The organism is Streptomyces sp. NPDC039736 (assembly GCF_055596485.1).
This window is the reverse complement of record NZ_JBVIUQ010000009.1, coordinates 158,011-172,296: the sequence shown is the minus strand read 5'-3', so window position 1 is coordinate 172,296 and position 14,286 is coordinate 158,011. Positions and strand designations below refer to the sequence as shown.

Below are 14,286 nucleotides of genomic sequence, written 5' to 3'. Positions count from 1 at the left end.
CTGCAGTCGAGGCCGGTTGGCGAGTTCCGGCGGGCGTGTCGCAAAGTTCCGGCCCGGTTCTTCCGGCGCTCATCGGGCACTGATGGCCTGAACCGCATCCTGCTTCGTGGCGCAGACATGTGTAGCGGAGCACCGGTGATGAACGGCATCGTCCCGGTTCAGGGTGTCGAGTCCGCCCGTAATACCAAGTCTTTAGACACTTCCGGGATTGCCGCCCGGCAGCGTGGGCTAACTGATCAGCACCAGGGGTAAGGTTTCGGCCCCGGTGCGGTCCGAGGGGGAATGAATGGATGGCTTGAAGTCCGTTTGTACGGTGTCCGGATCAGGGGCCCCGGAGGCCCGGCACGCCGCGACCCCGGCCGGACCTCCGGGACGATTAGGAGTGAGCGTCTTCCCGGGGCGAGGCCCCGGCGCATCGGCCGACCACCGACGCCCGGCCTCCGTGGGAGAACACCGGACGGCTCGGACCGTGCTCTGCGAGCCGGTCGCATGACCTCGGGAGCAGGAGACCTGCGCTTCCAGGTGCTCGGGTCCGTGGCGGTACGGTGCGGGGACGCCCCCGCCCGGCTGCCCAGCACCGTGGCCCGCCGTGTGCTCACCGTCCTGATGCTGTCACCCGGCGAGGTGCTCAGCACCCCCCGCCTCGCCAGGGCCGTGTGGGGCTCGTGCTGCCCGGCCACCGCCTCCAACCAGGTGCGCAAGGCGGTCGCGCAACTCCGCCAGGCGATACCGGGCGCGGGCGGCTACCTCCTCACCGACGGACCGAACTACCGGCTGAACGTCGGCGCGACCGAGTCCGACCTGGTGGAGTTCAACCAACGCCGCCTGCGGGCCCGCACGCTCAAGGAGGGCGGCGCGAGCGAGGCCGAGCTCATCCAGGAGCTGCAGACGGCCCTGTCGCTCTTCCGGGGCCAGGTCGCGGCCGACGTCGTCGACAGCGACGAAGTGGAGAACGGCCTCATCCGCGCCACCGCACGGGTGGTGGAGGAGCGCCGCCTCGCGGTCCAGAAGGAACTCATCGCGCTGCGACTGCGCGTCTCGCCGCCCGCCCTGGTGATAGAGGACCTGCGGGGCCTCGTGGCGCAGCACCCCCTCGCCGAGGACCTGCGCGCGCAGCTCATGCTCGCGCTGTCCCTCTCCGGAAGACAGGCCGACGCCCTCGCCGAGTACGCGGAGATACGCACCCTGCTCCGCGACGAACTGGGCATCGACCCCGACCACTCGCTGGCCCAGGTGCACGAGGCGGTATTGCGCGGCGGCGCGTTCGCCTACCTGCGGTCCGGAGGCGCGCCGCGCCCGTCCGAGAAGAACGCCCGGCCCGAGTCCTTCGAGCTCGACGCGGGTAGACAGTCGGCCCCTCCCCGGGACCGCACGGCACAGCCGCGGGCCACCTGCACCCTGCCCCACGGGCTGACCGACTTCGTCGGCCGCCGCGAGGAGGTCGACACCCTGCTGCGCACCGCCCGCGCGGGCTCCCGGGGTCCCGGCCCGCTGCTGATCTGCGTCGACGGCATGGGCGGCATCGGCAAGACGGCACTCGCCCTGCACGTGGCCCACCGGCTGGCCGAGGAGTGCCCGGACGGCCAGTTCTACGTCGACCTGCACGGGTTCAGCCCGCACGAGCGGCCCCGCGAACCCGCCGAAGTGCTCCAGGTGCTGCTGCGCTCCCTGGGCATCAAGGGCAGACGCATCCCCGCGGACCTGGACAGCCAGGTGGCCCTGTGGCGTGCCCAACTCGCCGACGACAGGGTGCTGCTGCTGCTCGACAACGCCGCGAGCGAGGCCCAGATCGTCCCCCTGCTGCCACCGGGCAACGGCTCCCTCGTGCTGATCACCAGCCGTCGTCGCCTCTACGGCCTCGACGGCACCGAACCCTGCCCGGTCCCCCGGATGAGCGCGGGAGACTCCCGCGCCCTCGTCCAGCGCCTCCTCGGGGACGAACTGGAGTCCGAGGCGACCGACCGGCTCGTCGCCTACTGCGGAGGACTTCCGCTGGCCCTGCGCCTGGCAGCCGCCAAACTGCGCAGCCGCCCCACCTGGGGGCTTCCCCACCTGGTCGAGCGCCTGGGCGACATGCGCCGCCGGGCCGCCGAACTCCAGGCGGGCGACCGCAGCGTCCGCCTGGTGCTCCAGCTCTCCGTCGACGCGCTGAGCGAGGCGCAGCGCCACGCCCTGAACGTGATCGCCCTGTTGCCGGACACGAGTCTGGACGTGTACGAGGCGGCCGCCCTGCTCGGCACCGGTCCGGCCGACGCCGAACTGCTGCTGGAGGCCCTGCTCGACGCGAACCTCCTGGAACAGCCCGGCATCGGCCGCTACGCCCTGCACGGGCTCGTGGCCGGTGTCGCGGCCGGCACGGGGGAGTTCGAACAGTTGCTGCGCGGCGACGGGCGGCACGCGGCCCTGCGGCGGCTGCTCGCCCACCACCTGGCCGTCACCACGCGCTGCTGCCTCCTGCTCGGGGGACCGGCCGACGCCCTGCCGGGAACCGCCGCGGAACCGGCCCCCGGACCCCGCGTCCCCGTGCTCCACGGGCAGAAGGAGGCGACGGAGATCTGCGAGCGGGGGCTGCCGGCGATGCTGGCGGTGCTGTGCGCCGCCCGGCACGAGGAGTTCTTCGGTCCGGCCGCCCGGCTCGCGCACAACCTGCGGTTCGTCCTGTCGCGCGAACACCGGGGCCGGATGTACGAGGCCGGGCCCGTCGGTCCGGGCGGGGCCGAGGCGTACCGGACGGCGCTGCTCGACCTGGCAGAGGCGTGCCGGGGCAGCGGACTGCTGGAGCAGAGCGCGATGCTGACGGCCGCGGTGGGGCCGGGCGTCCGCTCGGAGGAGCCCGTGCTGTGACCGGACGGGGGCGGGCCCCGTGGGAGGAGTTCCCACGGGCCCCCTCCCCCGTCGCGGGTCTCGTGCGTGCGACGGGCGGACCTCAGGGCGCGGACACCGGCCGGGTCCGTCCGGCGGGCTCCAGCCGCACCGGAATGCTGCGGTAGGCGCGGAAGGTGACGCTGGGCCGCCGCTCCACGGCGCCCGCCGCGGTGGGCGTGCCCGGGGCGTGGGCCAGCCACCGCAGCACCGCGCGTCCCTCCACCTGGGCCAGCGCCGCGCCCAGGCAGTGGTGCACACCGCCGCCGAAGCTGACGTGCGGATTGGGGTCGCGGGTGATGTCCAGCCGTTCCGGGTCGGCGAACCGTTCCGGGTCGTGGTTGGCGGAGCCCAGCAGCAGTACCAGGATGCGGCCCGCGCGCACGGTGCGGCCGTCGATCTCCACCGCCTCCCGCACATAGCGTGCGGTGGCCTGGATCGGCGCGTCGTAGCGCAGGAACTCCTCGACGCCCGGCACCGCGAGCTGCGGACGCCGCCGCAGCAGGGCCAGTTGCTCCGGGTGCCGGAGCAGCGCCGAAAAGATCGTCGAGATCAGGTTGGTGGTCGTCTCGAAGCCCGCGAAGAACAGGAAGACGACGTTGTCGACCAGCGTCTCGCGGTCGAAGCCGGGCTGTGTGCGCTGCGCGTCGAGCAGATTGCTGATCAGGTCGTCGGCGGGCCGCTTGGCCCGCTCCTCGACCAGCTCCGACACGTAGGCGCGCAGCCAGGTCACCGCGTCGTGCGCGGCCGCCCGCTCCTCGACGGGCACGTACAGGGCGAACGCCTTGGCCAGCTCCACCGCGTGCGGGCGTACCGCGTCCCGGTCCACGTCCGGGATGCCGATCAGCTCGCACACCACGGTGACCGGCAGCGGGAAGGCCAGGTCGCCGACCACGTCCAGCACCCCGTCGGAGCCCGCCCGCCGCTGCGCCTCGGCCATCAGCCGGTCCACCTGTTCGGCGACGTACTCCTCCAGCCTGCGCATCAGCTTCGGGCTGAAGGAGCGCTGCATGATGCCTCGCAGGAAGGTGTGCGCGGGTGCGTCCTGGTCCAGCACGATCCGCTTCAGGAAATCGTTGGCGGGACCCGTCCCGGTGGAGAACTCGTGGTACTCCGGCGGGTATTCGTGCCCCAGCCTGCGGTCCTTGAGCAGCCGGCTGACGTCCCTGTGGTGCGAGACCACCCACTGGCCGGCCGCGCCCCGGGCGAGGCGCCCGGCCTCGCGCAGACCGGCGTACACCCGGTAGGGGTCCGCGACCACGGCGGGATCGCGGGAGTCGAACTTCACGGGCAGCTCTCGCATGCGGCCGACGCCTCCTGTTGCTTGCACGGGGTGTCCGGTGGGCGCGCGTGGTGCTCGCGCGGGTGTCCGGGGTGCGCGTGGTGCACCGGTGAGCCTGACAGTCCGCGGGCGGGCGTGCGGGGGAACCTGTCGCCAGTCCTTCACCGCCGTCCGCCGCCCCGCCCCCGGCTCCCAGACTGGGCGGGCCAGGGGAACGACCGGACCCGAGCCGCGCACCCGAGGGTGCCGGGAGGTGACGCAGCGTTGAACACCGTGCTGAACATGCCGCGCTTCCTGCTGGACGACGCGCGCGCCATGCGCGACCCGTACCCGGTCTACCGGCGGCTGCGCGCGTACGGTCCGGTCTGCCGGGGCGGCCCGGGGCAGTGGGTCTTCCCCCGGCACGAAGAGGTCTCCGCGCTGCTGCGCGACCCCCGGCTCGGCCGGGAGTTCCCCGAGGAGTACCAGAAGGTGTCGGTGGGCGAGGGGCCCGCCAACGACTACCTGCGGCGCATCGTCGTCGACCGCGACCCGCCGGGCCACACCCGGCTTCGCCGCCTGCTCGTGAAGTCGCTCAGCCCGGCCATGGTGCGCGGGATGCGCGAACCCGTCGCCCGGCTGGTCGACGGCATGCTGGACCGGTTCGCCGACGAACGCCGTTTCGACCTGGTCGCCGACCTGGCCGTGCCCGTCCCCATGACGGTGATGAGTGAACTCCTCGACATCCCCCGCCCCGACCGGGCCGAGATCGCCCGCCTGTCCACCTCGCTCGCCCAGGCCTTCGCCGTGTTCATACCGCCGGAGAAGCAGCGGGAGGCGCACGGGGCCGTGGTCGAACTGCGGGACTACATGGCCGGGCTGGTCCGCGAGCGCAGGCGGCGACCCGGCGAGGACCTGCTGTCGCGGATGCTCACCGCCGTCAAGGACGGCGAGGAGCCGCTGACCGACGAGGAGATCATCGACAACGCGCTGTTCGTCTACTACGCGGGCTTCGAGACGACCACCAACGCCATTGCCACCGGCGGCGACCTCTTCGTCCGGCAGCCGCACACCCAGAGGCAGTTGCGGGAGGACCCCGGCGTCTCCGGCAGCGCGCTGGAGGAGTTCATGCGGTACGACGCGCCCATCCACGCCACCACCCGGCTGGCCCTGGAGCCCATCGAGATCGCCGGGCTGACCATCCGCAAGGGGCGGGTCGTCGTGCTGCTGCTCGCTTCCGCCAATCACGACGAGCAGGTGTTCCACGACCCGGGCCGCGCCGACCTGACCCGGTCGCCCAACCCCCACCTCAGCTTCGGCGGCGGGGTGCACCACTGCCTCGGCGCGGCACTGGCGCGGATGGAGGGGGCGGTGGTCTTCGAGCGGCTGGTGGCCCGGTTCGCGGACATCGAGTCGGCGGGCGAGAACGTGTGGGAGCCCAGCGCGGGCGGCTTCCGGTTCCCCTACTGGGCGCACCGCAGCGTGCCGGTCGCCGTGCGGCCCGCCTGAGCGGGGCACGGCAACGAGCCCGCCGGAGCGGCGATCGCGGTCACCACGACGCCCGCACCGGCGGCCCACCGGCCGCGCAGGGCCGGGAAGCCGGTGGCGACCGGGTCGAAGAGGGCGTCCGCCCGGCGCTTCCGCCGGGCGCCGCCGGAGACCGGCCGCACCACGAACGTACCGCTCTCCGCGTCCGGCCGGAGGGCGACCTCGGCGTCGTCGAAGCCCAGCCAGCACCCCGTCGCCGGATACCAGACCTTGTAGTACGCCTCCTTGGCGCTGAACAGCACCCGGCACCACGGGACGTCGGGCCGGGCCGCCGCCAGCTCCGCCAGGTGGGCCCGCTCGGCCGCCGACGTCACCTGTGCCAGCACCCGGCCGGGCAGCGGGGCGCACGGCTCGGCGTCGATGCCCAGGCCGTCGGCGTCCCGGGCCCGCGCCACCGCGGCCGCCCGGTACCCCCGGCAGTGCGTCAGCGAGCCGACCGTGCCCGGCGGCCACCCGGGCGCCCCGTCGGCGCCGCGCACCAGCGGAGCCGGCGGGAGGCCCAGTTCGGCCAGGCAGGCGCGCGCGAGGCGCCGTACGGTGGCGTACTCGTCCCGTCGCCCCGGCGACACGTCGGCGACCTGCCGGAGTTCCGCCGCGAAGAGCGCGGGACCGGTCAGCTCGCAGGTGCTGTCCAGGGCGGCCGCGTACCGGGGGAGCAGTGTCCGGACGACGCCGGACACCGCTGTCGTACCCTCCGTACCGGAGGCGAACGCTTTCGTCGCACGGGTCGTACGGGCGCCCGGAGCCGCGGTCCTGCGGCTCAACCCGCTTCCACCGTCGCCCGCAGGGCCACCTTGTCGATCTTGCCGACGGGGGTGCGCGGCAGCACCGGCACCTCCCGCACCTCGTCGGGGAGTTTGAACGTGGCCAGGCCCTTGCCCGCCAGGTACCGCTTGATCTCCACCAGTGAAGGTGTCCGCCCCGCGCCGACGGGGACCACGAACGCGAGCGTGGCCTCGCCGAGGTCGGCGTCCGGACGGGCCACCACCGCCGCGTCGTCGATCGCCTCGTGGCCGCGCAGGTGCCCCTCGATCTCGTCGGCCGACACCTTCTCGCCGCCCCGGTTGATCACGTCCTTCGCCCGGCCGACGATCACCAGGTTGCCCTCAGGGGTCAGCCTGGCCAGGTCCCCGGTGCGGAAGAAGCCGTCGGGGGTGAAGGAGGTGCGGTTCGCCTCCGGGGCGTTCCAGTAGCCGTTGATGGTGTACGGGCCGCGCGTGACGAGTTCGCCCACCTCTCCCGGCGGCACCACGCGCAACTCCTCGTCCACCAGGCGCAGTTCGTCCAGATCGGAGAGGGGGCGGCCCTCGGTGCCGTGCACGACCTCTTCCGGATCGTCCAGGCGCGTGTACGTGAGCAGGCCCTCGCCGATGCCGAACCAGTTCGTGATCCGGCACCCGAGCGCCGCCTGAGCGCGCCCGGCGGCCTGCTCGTCGAACTTCGAGCTGCCCACCTGGAGGAGCACGCCCGTCATGTCCACCGGCCGCTTCGCGGCGACCTTGGACCACAGCGCGGCGAGCGCGGGCACTACCGTGGTGTGGGTGACGCCCTCCTTCTCGACCAGCGGGAACACCTCGTCGGGGGACGGGCTCGCGGCGAGCACCGCCTTTCCGCCCACCCGCAGCGCACCCAGCACCCCCGGGCAGCCCAGGGCGGCGTTGTGGGCGGCAGGGTTCGCCGCCAGGTACACACTGTCCTCGTCGAACTCCAACGCCCGCGCGCAGGCGTCGATGTTGAAGAGGTAGTCGTCGTGCGTCCGCGGGATCAGCTTCGGCCTGCCCGTGCTGCCGCCGCTCAGCAGGAGGAACGCGACGCCCGACGGATCGACCGCCGGCAGCGGCTCCGTGCCGGCGCCCTGGGCGCGCACCCGGTCCAGCGGGGTGAGGTCGCCGCTGTCGCTGTCCGCCACGATCACCGTACGGACGCCCGGCAGGGTCGCGGCGTGGCGGGCCACGGTGCGGTAGTCGAAGCCCTGGAAGCGGCCCGCGGTGACGTAACCGACCGCCCCGGAGGCCTCGATGAGGTGGCGCACCTCGCTCTCCCGGTGCCCCGGCAGCGCGAACACCGGGACGATGCCCGCCCGGAACATCCCGACCGTGACGGTGAGGAACTCCACGACGTTCGGCAACTGCACCATGACCCGGTCACCGGGGTTCACCCCCCGGGCCAGCAGACCGCGGGCGATCTCGTCGGCCTCGGCGCGCACCTCCCCGTGCGTGACGCGGCGCCGGCGGTCCACGGCGGCGGTCCGGTCGGGGTGGGCGAGCGCCACTTCGGTGAGCGCGTCGCCCAGCGGCACCCCCCGCCAGATGCCGGCGGCCCGGTAGCGGGCGGCGTCCTCGTCGCTCCACGGCGTGAACTCATCCATGCCGCCAGTGTTCCGGCCCGCCACACCGTGCCGAACGGGGCGAACAGAGCCGTGAAAGAGACGACGGCCGACGACGCGATCGCTCCTATCGTCACCACCGTCGCCGAAGACACCCCGGCCCCCGGGCCACCCGCCGAGGAGTGATGGATGAGCCGACCCCACACGCTGAGCTGGCTCGACGCCCCCCGCGACGACACCGGTGTGGAGATGTTCGACGAGACCTCCCACGTCTACCGGCCCTACCCGGAGCTCGCCGACGCGGCCACCCGGATCTCCGGCGGGCTCGTCGCGGCCGGAGTCCCGCGCGGAGCGGTCGTGCCGCTGCTGTGCTCCACCGGACCCGACCTCGTCGCCGCGTTCTACGGGGTGCAGGCCGCCGGGTGCGTGGTGAGCGTACTGGCGCCGCCCACCCGGATGTCGGGCGAGGCCGCCCGCGCGCACGTCCGCTCCGTCGTCGGGGCCGTGGGCGCCGACGCCGTCGTGGTGGACGCGGCCCACCACGACTTCGCCGCGGACGTCCTGGCGGAAGCCGCACCGCACACCCGTCTGCTGCTCCTGGAGGAGCTGGCCGAGGCCGGACCCGGCAGGCGGGACCCGGCCGAGCAGGCGCTGGTCCAGTTCACCTCGGGCAGCTCGGGCCGCCCGCGCGGGGTGCGGATCAGCCATGCCGCACTGGACGCCAACACCGCCGCGATCCGCGCCTGGGAGCGGGCCGGACGCGACGACTCCTGGTGCTCGTGGCTGCCGATGCACCATGACATGGGGCTCATCGGCTGCCTGGTGGTGCCGGTCTCCGGCAACAACCGGCTCGCCGTGTGCAGGCCCGAAACCTTCCTGCGCCACCCGTTGTCGTACCTCGCCCGCTTCGACGCGAACCGGGTGGAGCGGCCCGCGACGATCACCGCCACCCCGGCGTTCGGCCTCCAGCGCATCGTGGACCGCGTCGGCCACGGAGACCTGGAGGGCGCCGACCTGTCCGGTGTACGGGCGGTCATCGTCGGGGCCGAACGCATCGACCCCGCGCTGGTGACCCGCTTCACCGCCCTGCTGCGCCCGCACGGCCTGGCCCCGCACACCCTCACCCCCGCCTACGGACTGGCCGAGAGCACCCTCGCCGTCACCGGAGTGCCCGTCGAGGAGGTTCCGCGCGCCGTCCGCGTGCGCCGCGACGACCTGCGCGTCGGGGCACGGGTGAGCCTCGCCGACGGGGACACGGACCGGGAGACGGTTCAGGTGACGAGCTGCGGCCGCGCCCTGGACGGTCTGACGGTGGCCGTGGTGGACGAGGACGGAGAACCGCTCCCCGAGGGGCACGTCGGCGAACTGGCCGTCGCCGGGACCTCGTTGGCCGACGGCTACCTCGCGGACGGCCCCGCCGGGAGCACCGCCCTCACCGGCGGCCGGCTCCTCACCCGCGACGTCGCCTTCGCGCTGGCGGGGGAGTTCTACGTACTGGGCAGGCTCGGCGACAGCGTCAAGGTGCACGCCCGCTCGCTCTTCGCCGAGGACGTCGAGCTGATGCTCGGGCGGGCCGGACTCAACCTGAGCCGTGTCTGCGTCGTGCTCGGCGAGGCGGACGGGCGGGCACACGCCGTGGCCGTGCTGGAGGGGCTCGACGAACGGGCCGCCGAACTGGCCGAGGACGTGCTCGCCTCCGCCTGCCCCGGCACCCGCCGGCACGTGGCACGGGTGCCGCGCGGCGCCATCCCCCGTACCAGCAGCGGCAAGAGCCGCCGCCGACAGCTCTGGCAGCGGCTCAGCCAGGAACAGGTCTTCGACGGGGCGCCCGCCGTCACGGCCGGCACCTCCCGGACCTGACCGGCAGCTCCGTCCGGCCGGCCCCGCACCACTCCGACCCGGCCGGCTCCGCACCGCCCCGCCCGACCGGCCCCCAGAACAGGAGACCCCATGTCCTACTCCAGTGAAGAGGTGCGCGAGACCGTGCTCGCGATCATCGAGCAACTCGCCCCCGAACGGGAGAAGTTCGAGCCGGGCAAGGACATGCGTCTCGTCGAGGACCTGGGGTTCCACTCCCTGGCCCTGCTGGAGATGGCGTTCGCGATCGAGGACGACTTCGACCTGCCGCCGATCGACGAGCAGACCGGACGCGCCATCCAGACCACCGAGCAGGTGCTCGCCTACGTCCTGAGCCAGGTCGAGGTCCGGACGCCGTCGTGAGAAACGCACCGCCTCCCCGCACGACGACGTCCTGACGCAATGAAGGAGCCACGATGACCGAGGCGATCGCCCTCTCGGACCTCACCAAGCGTTTCGGTGAACAGACCGCACTCGACCGGGTGTCGCTGCGGATCCCCGCCGGAACCGTGGTGGGCCTGCTCGGCCCCAACGGAGCGGGCAAGACCACCCTCATCAACTGCCTCACCACGCTGTTGCAGCCCGACGGCGGCACCATCCGCGTCCTGGGCCACGACCCCGCGACCGACCCCTCCCTGGTGCGCGCCAACATCGCCCTCACCGGACAGTTCGCCGCCCTCGACGAACAGATCAACCCCCGCGAGAACCTCGTCTTCTTCGGCCGCCTGCTGGGCCTCGGCAAGGGCGAGGCCCAGCAGCGGGCGGGCGAGATGCTGGAGCGGTTCGAGCTCGGCGACGCCGCGTACACCCCTGTCGGCTACCTCTCCGGAGGCATGCGCCGACGCCTCGACCTCGCCGTCAGCCTCGTCGTACCGCGGCCGGTGCTCGTCCTGGACGAGCCCACCACCGGGCTCGACCCGCGCAGCCGCAAACTCCTGTGGGAGATGGTCAGGGCCGAGGCCGCGCGCGGCGTCGCCGTGCTGCTGACCACGCAGTACCTGGAGGAGGCCGACCAGCTCGCCGACCGCATCGTCGTCATCGACAAGGGCCGGGTCCTCGCGGACGGCTCGTCGGACGAGCTCAAGCGGGACGTGGGCGGCCTCATGTGCCGGCTCACCCTGACCAGTGCCGCCGACGCCGAAGCGGCCCGCCTCGCCCTCGGCGAACTGCCGGGCGTCACCGCCGAGGGCGACAAGGTGGCCGTGCCCATGGCGCGCCCCGAGGACGTCGGCGGGGTGCTCGCCCGGCTGGACGGCAAGGGGCTGCGGATCGCCGACATCGAGGTCACCAAACCGACGCTCGACGAGGTCTTCTTCGCGTTCACCGAGCCGTCGGCCACCGCAGGGCCGACCGCCGCCGGCCCGGCCGCCGGCGGACCCGCGGCGCAGGGGGCCGCCCGATGAGCACCACGCCCGACATCGCCGCGGTGCCCGGCGCCCCGGCGCCCCCGGGCCGCCCGCCCGGCTGGCAGCACGACTTCCAGGTGCTCTTCGACCGGCTGCGGACACGCTCCTTCTCCCGGGGCGGCCTGATCGCCACCGTCGTGCAGCCGCTGCTCTTCTTCGCCATCTTCTACTGCACCTTCGCCGCCATGCTCGACGCGCGGGGCATCGACTTCGGCCGCTTCGTCACCCCGACCGTCCTGGTGCAGGCCCTGATGTTCGTGGCCATCGGCAGCGCCACCGACCTCGCCGCCGACCGTTCCAGCGGCGTCTTCACCCGCCTGCTGACCAGCCCGGTCGACATGCGTGCCATGAGCCTGGCGCACCTGGCCGTCGTGGCGCTGCAAGGACTCCTGTCCAGCGTCGCCGTCGTCCTCGCCGGGCACCTGGTGGGCTTCCGCTTCGACCAGGGGGTGCTCGCCGCGTTCGGATTCCTGGTGTTCGCCGTGGCGTTCACCGTCGCGCTCTCGCTGGCCACGGCCACCATCGCGCTGCGCCTGAAGAACCTGGAGGCGCTCAGTGCGGTCCTCCACCTGCCGTACCTGCCGCTGCTGGTGCTCTCCACCGGCTTCGTCGAGGCGGACCTCTTCCCCGGCTGGCTCCAGCCGATCGTCGCCGCCTCCCCGGTGTCCGCGGTGATCGACGCGCTGCGCGCCCTGTCGAGCACCGCACTCACCTGGGGCGCGGTGCTGCCCGGCCTCGCCTGGCTGGTGGGACTCGTCGCCCTCTTCTCGTGGACCACGACCACAGCCTTCAGGAAGGTGGCCGTCCGATGACCGTGCAGTCGCCGGAACCTCTCGCACCGACGGCGCCGCCGTCCCCCTCGCCGGAACCGACCACCCTCGCCGGGGCGTCCGCGATCATCGCCGGGCGCGTCGTGCGACAGTTCGTCCGCAACCGGATGATGCTGATCGTCACCGTCGCCTTTCCGCTGCTCCAGCTCTTCATGCTGCTGGCCGCTTTCAGTGTGCTGGTGCGCGACACCCAGGACGTCGACTACGTCCGCCGGCTCGCCCCGCTGATCGTGCTCACCACGGCGTTCTCCTCGATCCTCACCACCGCCATCGCCCTGTGGAGCGACATCCGCAGCGGGGTGTTCAACCGGCTGCGCGCGATGCCGCTGGACATGCGGGCGTACGTCTTCGGGCGGATCGGCGGCGACTTCGTCCGCATCATGGGCGTGGCCGTCCTGGTGACGCTCGTCGCCCACACGGTCGGCTTCCGGTTCTCCAACGGGCCGCTGGCGACACTCGGTTTCTTCGGGATCGTGGCCCTGTTCGGGATGATGTGCAGCGCGCTGGCGGTCGCCGTCGCACTGGTCGCCCAGCATCCCGGCATCATCGTGCGGTACGTCCAGATGCCCACGCTGGTGATGACGTTGATGTCCAGCGGCTACGTACCCCTGGAGGCCTTCCCGGGCTGGATCCAGCCGGCGGTGGGCGTCAACCCGGTCTCCCTGGCGGCCGAGGCGCTCGCCGGGCTGTCCCACCAGGGCGCGCTGACGGTGCCGGTGCTCGGCACCGCCGCCTGGACCCTCGGCGTCACGGCGGTGTGCACGGTCGTCGCCACCCGGCGCTTCGCGCTCCTCGTGAAGCGCGGCTGACCGTGGCGGACATCGTCGTACTGGGCGCGGGCGTGGCGGGCCTCGGGCTCGCGGTCTTCGCCGCCCGCCGCGGACACCGGGTGACGCTCGTCGAACGGGACGGCCCGCCACCCGGGGGCGGACCCCACGCCGAGGTCTCCGACTGGGACAGGCGCGGCGTGCCGCACGCCCGGCAGGGGCACGCCCTGCTGGGCCTCGGCATCGGGGTGCTGCGCGAGGAGTGCCCCGAGGTGACGGCCGAGCTGACCGGAGAGGGAGCCGTCCCCGTCACGCTGGAGACGGGCGGCGACGACCTCGGCCTGCTCAGCCGCCGCCTGGTCTTCGAGGCCGCGCTGCGCCGCCGCGCCGTCGCGGACCCCGCCGTCACCCTGCTGGGCGACCGGGCGACCGGGCTGCTGAGCTCCGGGACGCCGCACGGCGTTCCCCACGTGCACGGGGTCCGGCTCGCGGAGGGCGGCGACCTGACCGGCGACGTGGTGCTGGACGCCACCGGGCGCAGGTCGGCGGTGGCCGCCTGGCTCACCGCGATCGGCGGCGATCCGCCCGAGGAGACCGTCCAGTCCTGCGGTTTCTCCTACATCGCCCAGGAGTTCGCGCTCGGCCCCGGCGGGCGCTTCCCGTCCCTGCGGGCCCCGGTGGTGCACGAGCTGGACTTCGCCACCGTGCTGGCCTTCCCCGGCGACAACGGCCGCTTCCACCTCTCGACCACCGTCTCCTCCCACGACCCCGTACGCACCCGGCTGCTGGAACGAACGGTCTACCTGCGCTTCCTGGACAGTGTGGCGCCGGTGCGCGAGTGGCTCGACGGGGCGAGCCCGGTCGGCGACCCGATGCCCATGGCCGGACTGGAGAACCGCCGCCGCTCGCTCGCGGTGGACGGCGCGCCCCTGGTCACCGGATACGCGCTGGTCGGCGACGCCTGCGTCCAGACCAACCCCACCTTCGGCCGCGGCGTCTCCCTCGCCCTGGCCCACGCCAGAGCCGTCGCCGACCAGCTCGACCGGCTCGACCGGGACCCCTATGACTGGGCGAAGGAGACCCACCGGGTCACCGACGCGTGCCTGGGGCAGTGGTTCGAGCAGCAGGTCGCCACGGACGCCGCCCGGCTCGCCGAACTCGCGGGCGGCGCGCACGACGACTCGCTGACCGCCCGCGTCCTCACCGCCCTCGCCGTCCTGCGCGAGGAGGACGAGCTGGTACGGGTCGCCGCCGAGCGCGTCTACCACATGCTGCTCACTCCGGCCGAGCTGATGGGCGACCGCAAGGTGGCCCGCCGGGTGCTCGCGTTCCTGCGCGAACACCCCGGCCTCCGGCGCGACCACGTCGGACCCAACCGTCAGGACTTCGAGCGCCTGGTCACCGGCTGAGCGCCCGCCGCGCCGTCGGC

Annotated in this window: 11 protein-coding genes; 8 read left to right on the top strand and 3 right to left on the bottom strand. The window is 73.5% G+C overall.

Annotated features, from left to right (window positions below):
* The first annotated feature begins 489 nt into the window (after positions 1-489).
* Entirely contained in the window at positions 490-2,844 is a 2,355-nt protein-coding gene (locus ACZ56L_RS26975) for an AfsR/SARP family transcriptional regulator (protein ID WP_471066885.1), read from the top strand.
* A gap of 82 nt (positions 2,845-2,926) precedes the next feature.
* On the opposite strand, the gene ACZ56L_RS26970 is transcribed toward ACZ56L_RS26975, so the two are convergent.
* Positions 2,927-4,165 carry a cytochrome P450 gene (locus ACZ56L_RS26970; RefSeq protein WP_401761574.1) on the bottom strand — a complete coding sequence of 413 codons (1,239 nt, stop codon included), beginning with the start codon at positions 4,163-4,165 and terminating at the stop codon, positions 2,927-2,929.
* 252 nt (positions 4,166-4,417) lie between these two features.
* Here ACZ56L_RS26970 and ACZ56L_RS26965 point away from each other — a divergent pair, with 252 nt between their 5' ends.
* Complete coding sequence (locus ACZ56L_RS26965; protein ID WP_468690513.1) at positions 4,418-5,632, top strand: cytochrome P450; 1,215 nt, start codon at positions 4,418-4,420, stop codon at positions 5,630-5,632.
* Here the strand turns inward: ACZ56L_RS26965 and ACZ56L_RS26960 are convergent.
* Positions 5,587-6,435 carry a 4'-phosphopantetheinyl transferase family protein gene (locus tag ACZ56L_RS26960; RefSeq protein WP_471066883.1) on the bottom strand — a complete coding sequence of 283 codons (849 nt, stop codon included), beginning with the start codon at positions 6,433-6,435 and terminating at the stop codon, positions 5,587-5,589. The two genes, ACZ56L_RS26965 and ACZ56L_RS26960, sit on opposite strands and share 46 nt — an antisense overlap.
* On the bottom strand, positions 6,432-8,039 hold the full coding sequence (locus ACZ56L_RS26955) for a (2,3-dihydroxybenzoyl)adenylate synthase (RefSeq protein WP_471066881.1): 1,608 nt from the start codon (positions 8,037-8,039) through the stop codon (positions 6,432-6,434). The genes ACZ56L_RS26960 and ACZ56L_RS26955 overlap by 4 nt, the downstream gene beginning before the upstream one ends.
* A 147-nt stretch (positions 8,040-8,186) precedes the next feature.
* Here ACZ56L_RS26955 and ACZ56L_RS26950 point away from each other — a divergent pair, with 147 nt between their 5' ends.
* From ACZ56L_RS26950 to ACZ56L_RS26925, 6 genes are all read left to right on the top strand, one after another.
* Entirely contained in the window at positions 8,187-9,857 is a 1,671-nt protein-coding gene (locus tag ACZ56L_RS26950) for an AMP-binding protein (RefSeq protein WP_471066879.1), read from the top strand.
* Positions 9,858-9,947: 90 nt separating this feature from the next.
* Positions 9,948-10,217, top strand: coding sequence for an acyl carrier protein (locus ACZ56L_RS26945; RefSeq protein ID WP_345226072.1), 270 nt, complete (start codon positions 9,948-9,950; stop codon positions 10,215-10,217).
* A 53-nt stretch (positions 10,218-10,270) separates the two neighbouring features.
* The gene (locus ACZ56L_RS26940) at positions 10,271-11,257 is read left to right on the top strand and encodes an ATP-binding cassette domain-containing protein (protein ID WP_345226075.1); all 987 of its coding nucleotides are present in this window, start codon (positions 10,271-10,273) and stop codon (positions 11,255-11,257) included.
* Positions 11,254-12,072, top strand: coding sequence for an ABC transporter permease (locus tag ACZ56L_RS26935; protein ID WP_471066877.1), 819 nt, complete (start codon positions 11,254-11,256; stop codon positions 12,070-12,072). The genes ACZ56L_RS26940 and ACZ56L_RS26935 overlap by 4 nt, the downstream gene beginning before the upstream one ends.
* Positions 12,069-12,899: an ABC transporter permease gene (locus ACZ56L_RS26930; protein ID WP_345226078.1), complete on the top strand. Its 831-nt coding sequence runs from the start codon at positions 12,069-12,071 to the stop codon at positions 12,897-12,899. The genes ACZ56L_RS26935 and ACZ56L_RS26930 overlap by 4 nt, the downstream gene beginning before the upstream one ends.
* A gap of 2 nt (positions 12,900-12,901) precedes the next feature.
* Positions 12,902-14,266 (top strand): NAD(P)/FAD-dependent oxidoreductase, encoded by a 1,365-nt coding sequence (locus ACZ56L_RS26925; protein ID WP_471066875.1) that lies wholly within the window; start codon positions 12,902-12,904, stop codon positions 14,264-14,266.
* Positions 14,267-14,286 lie beyond the last annotated feature (20 nt).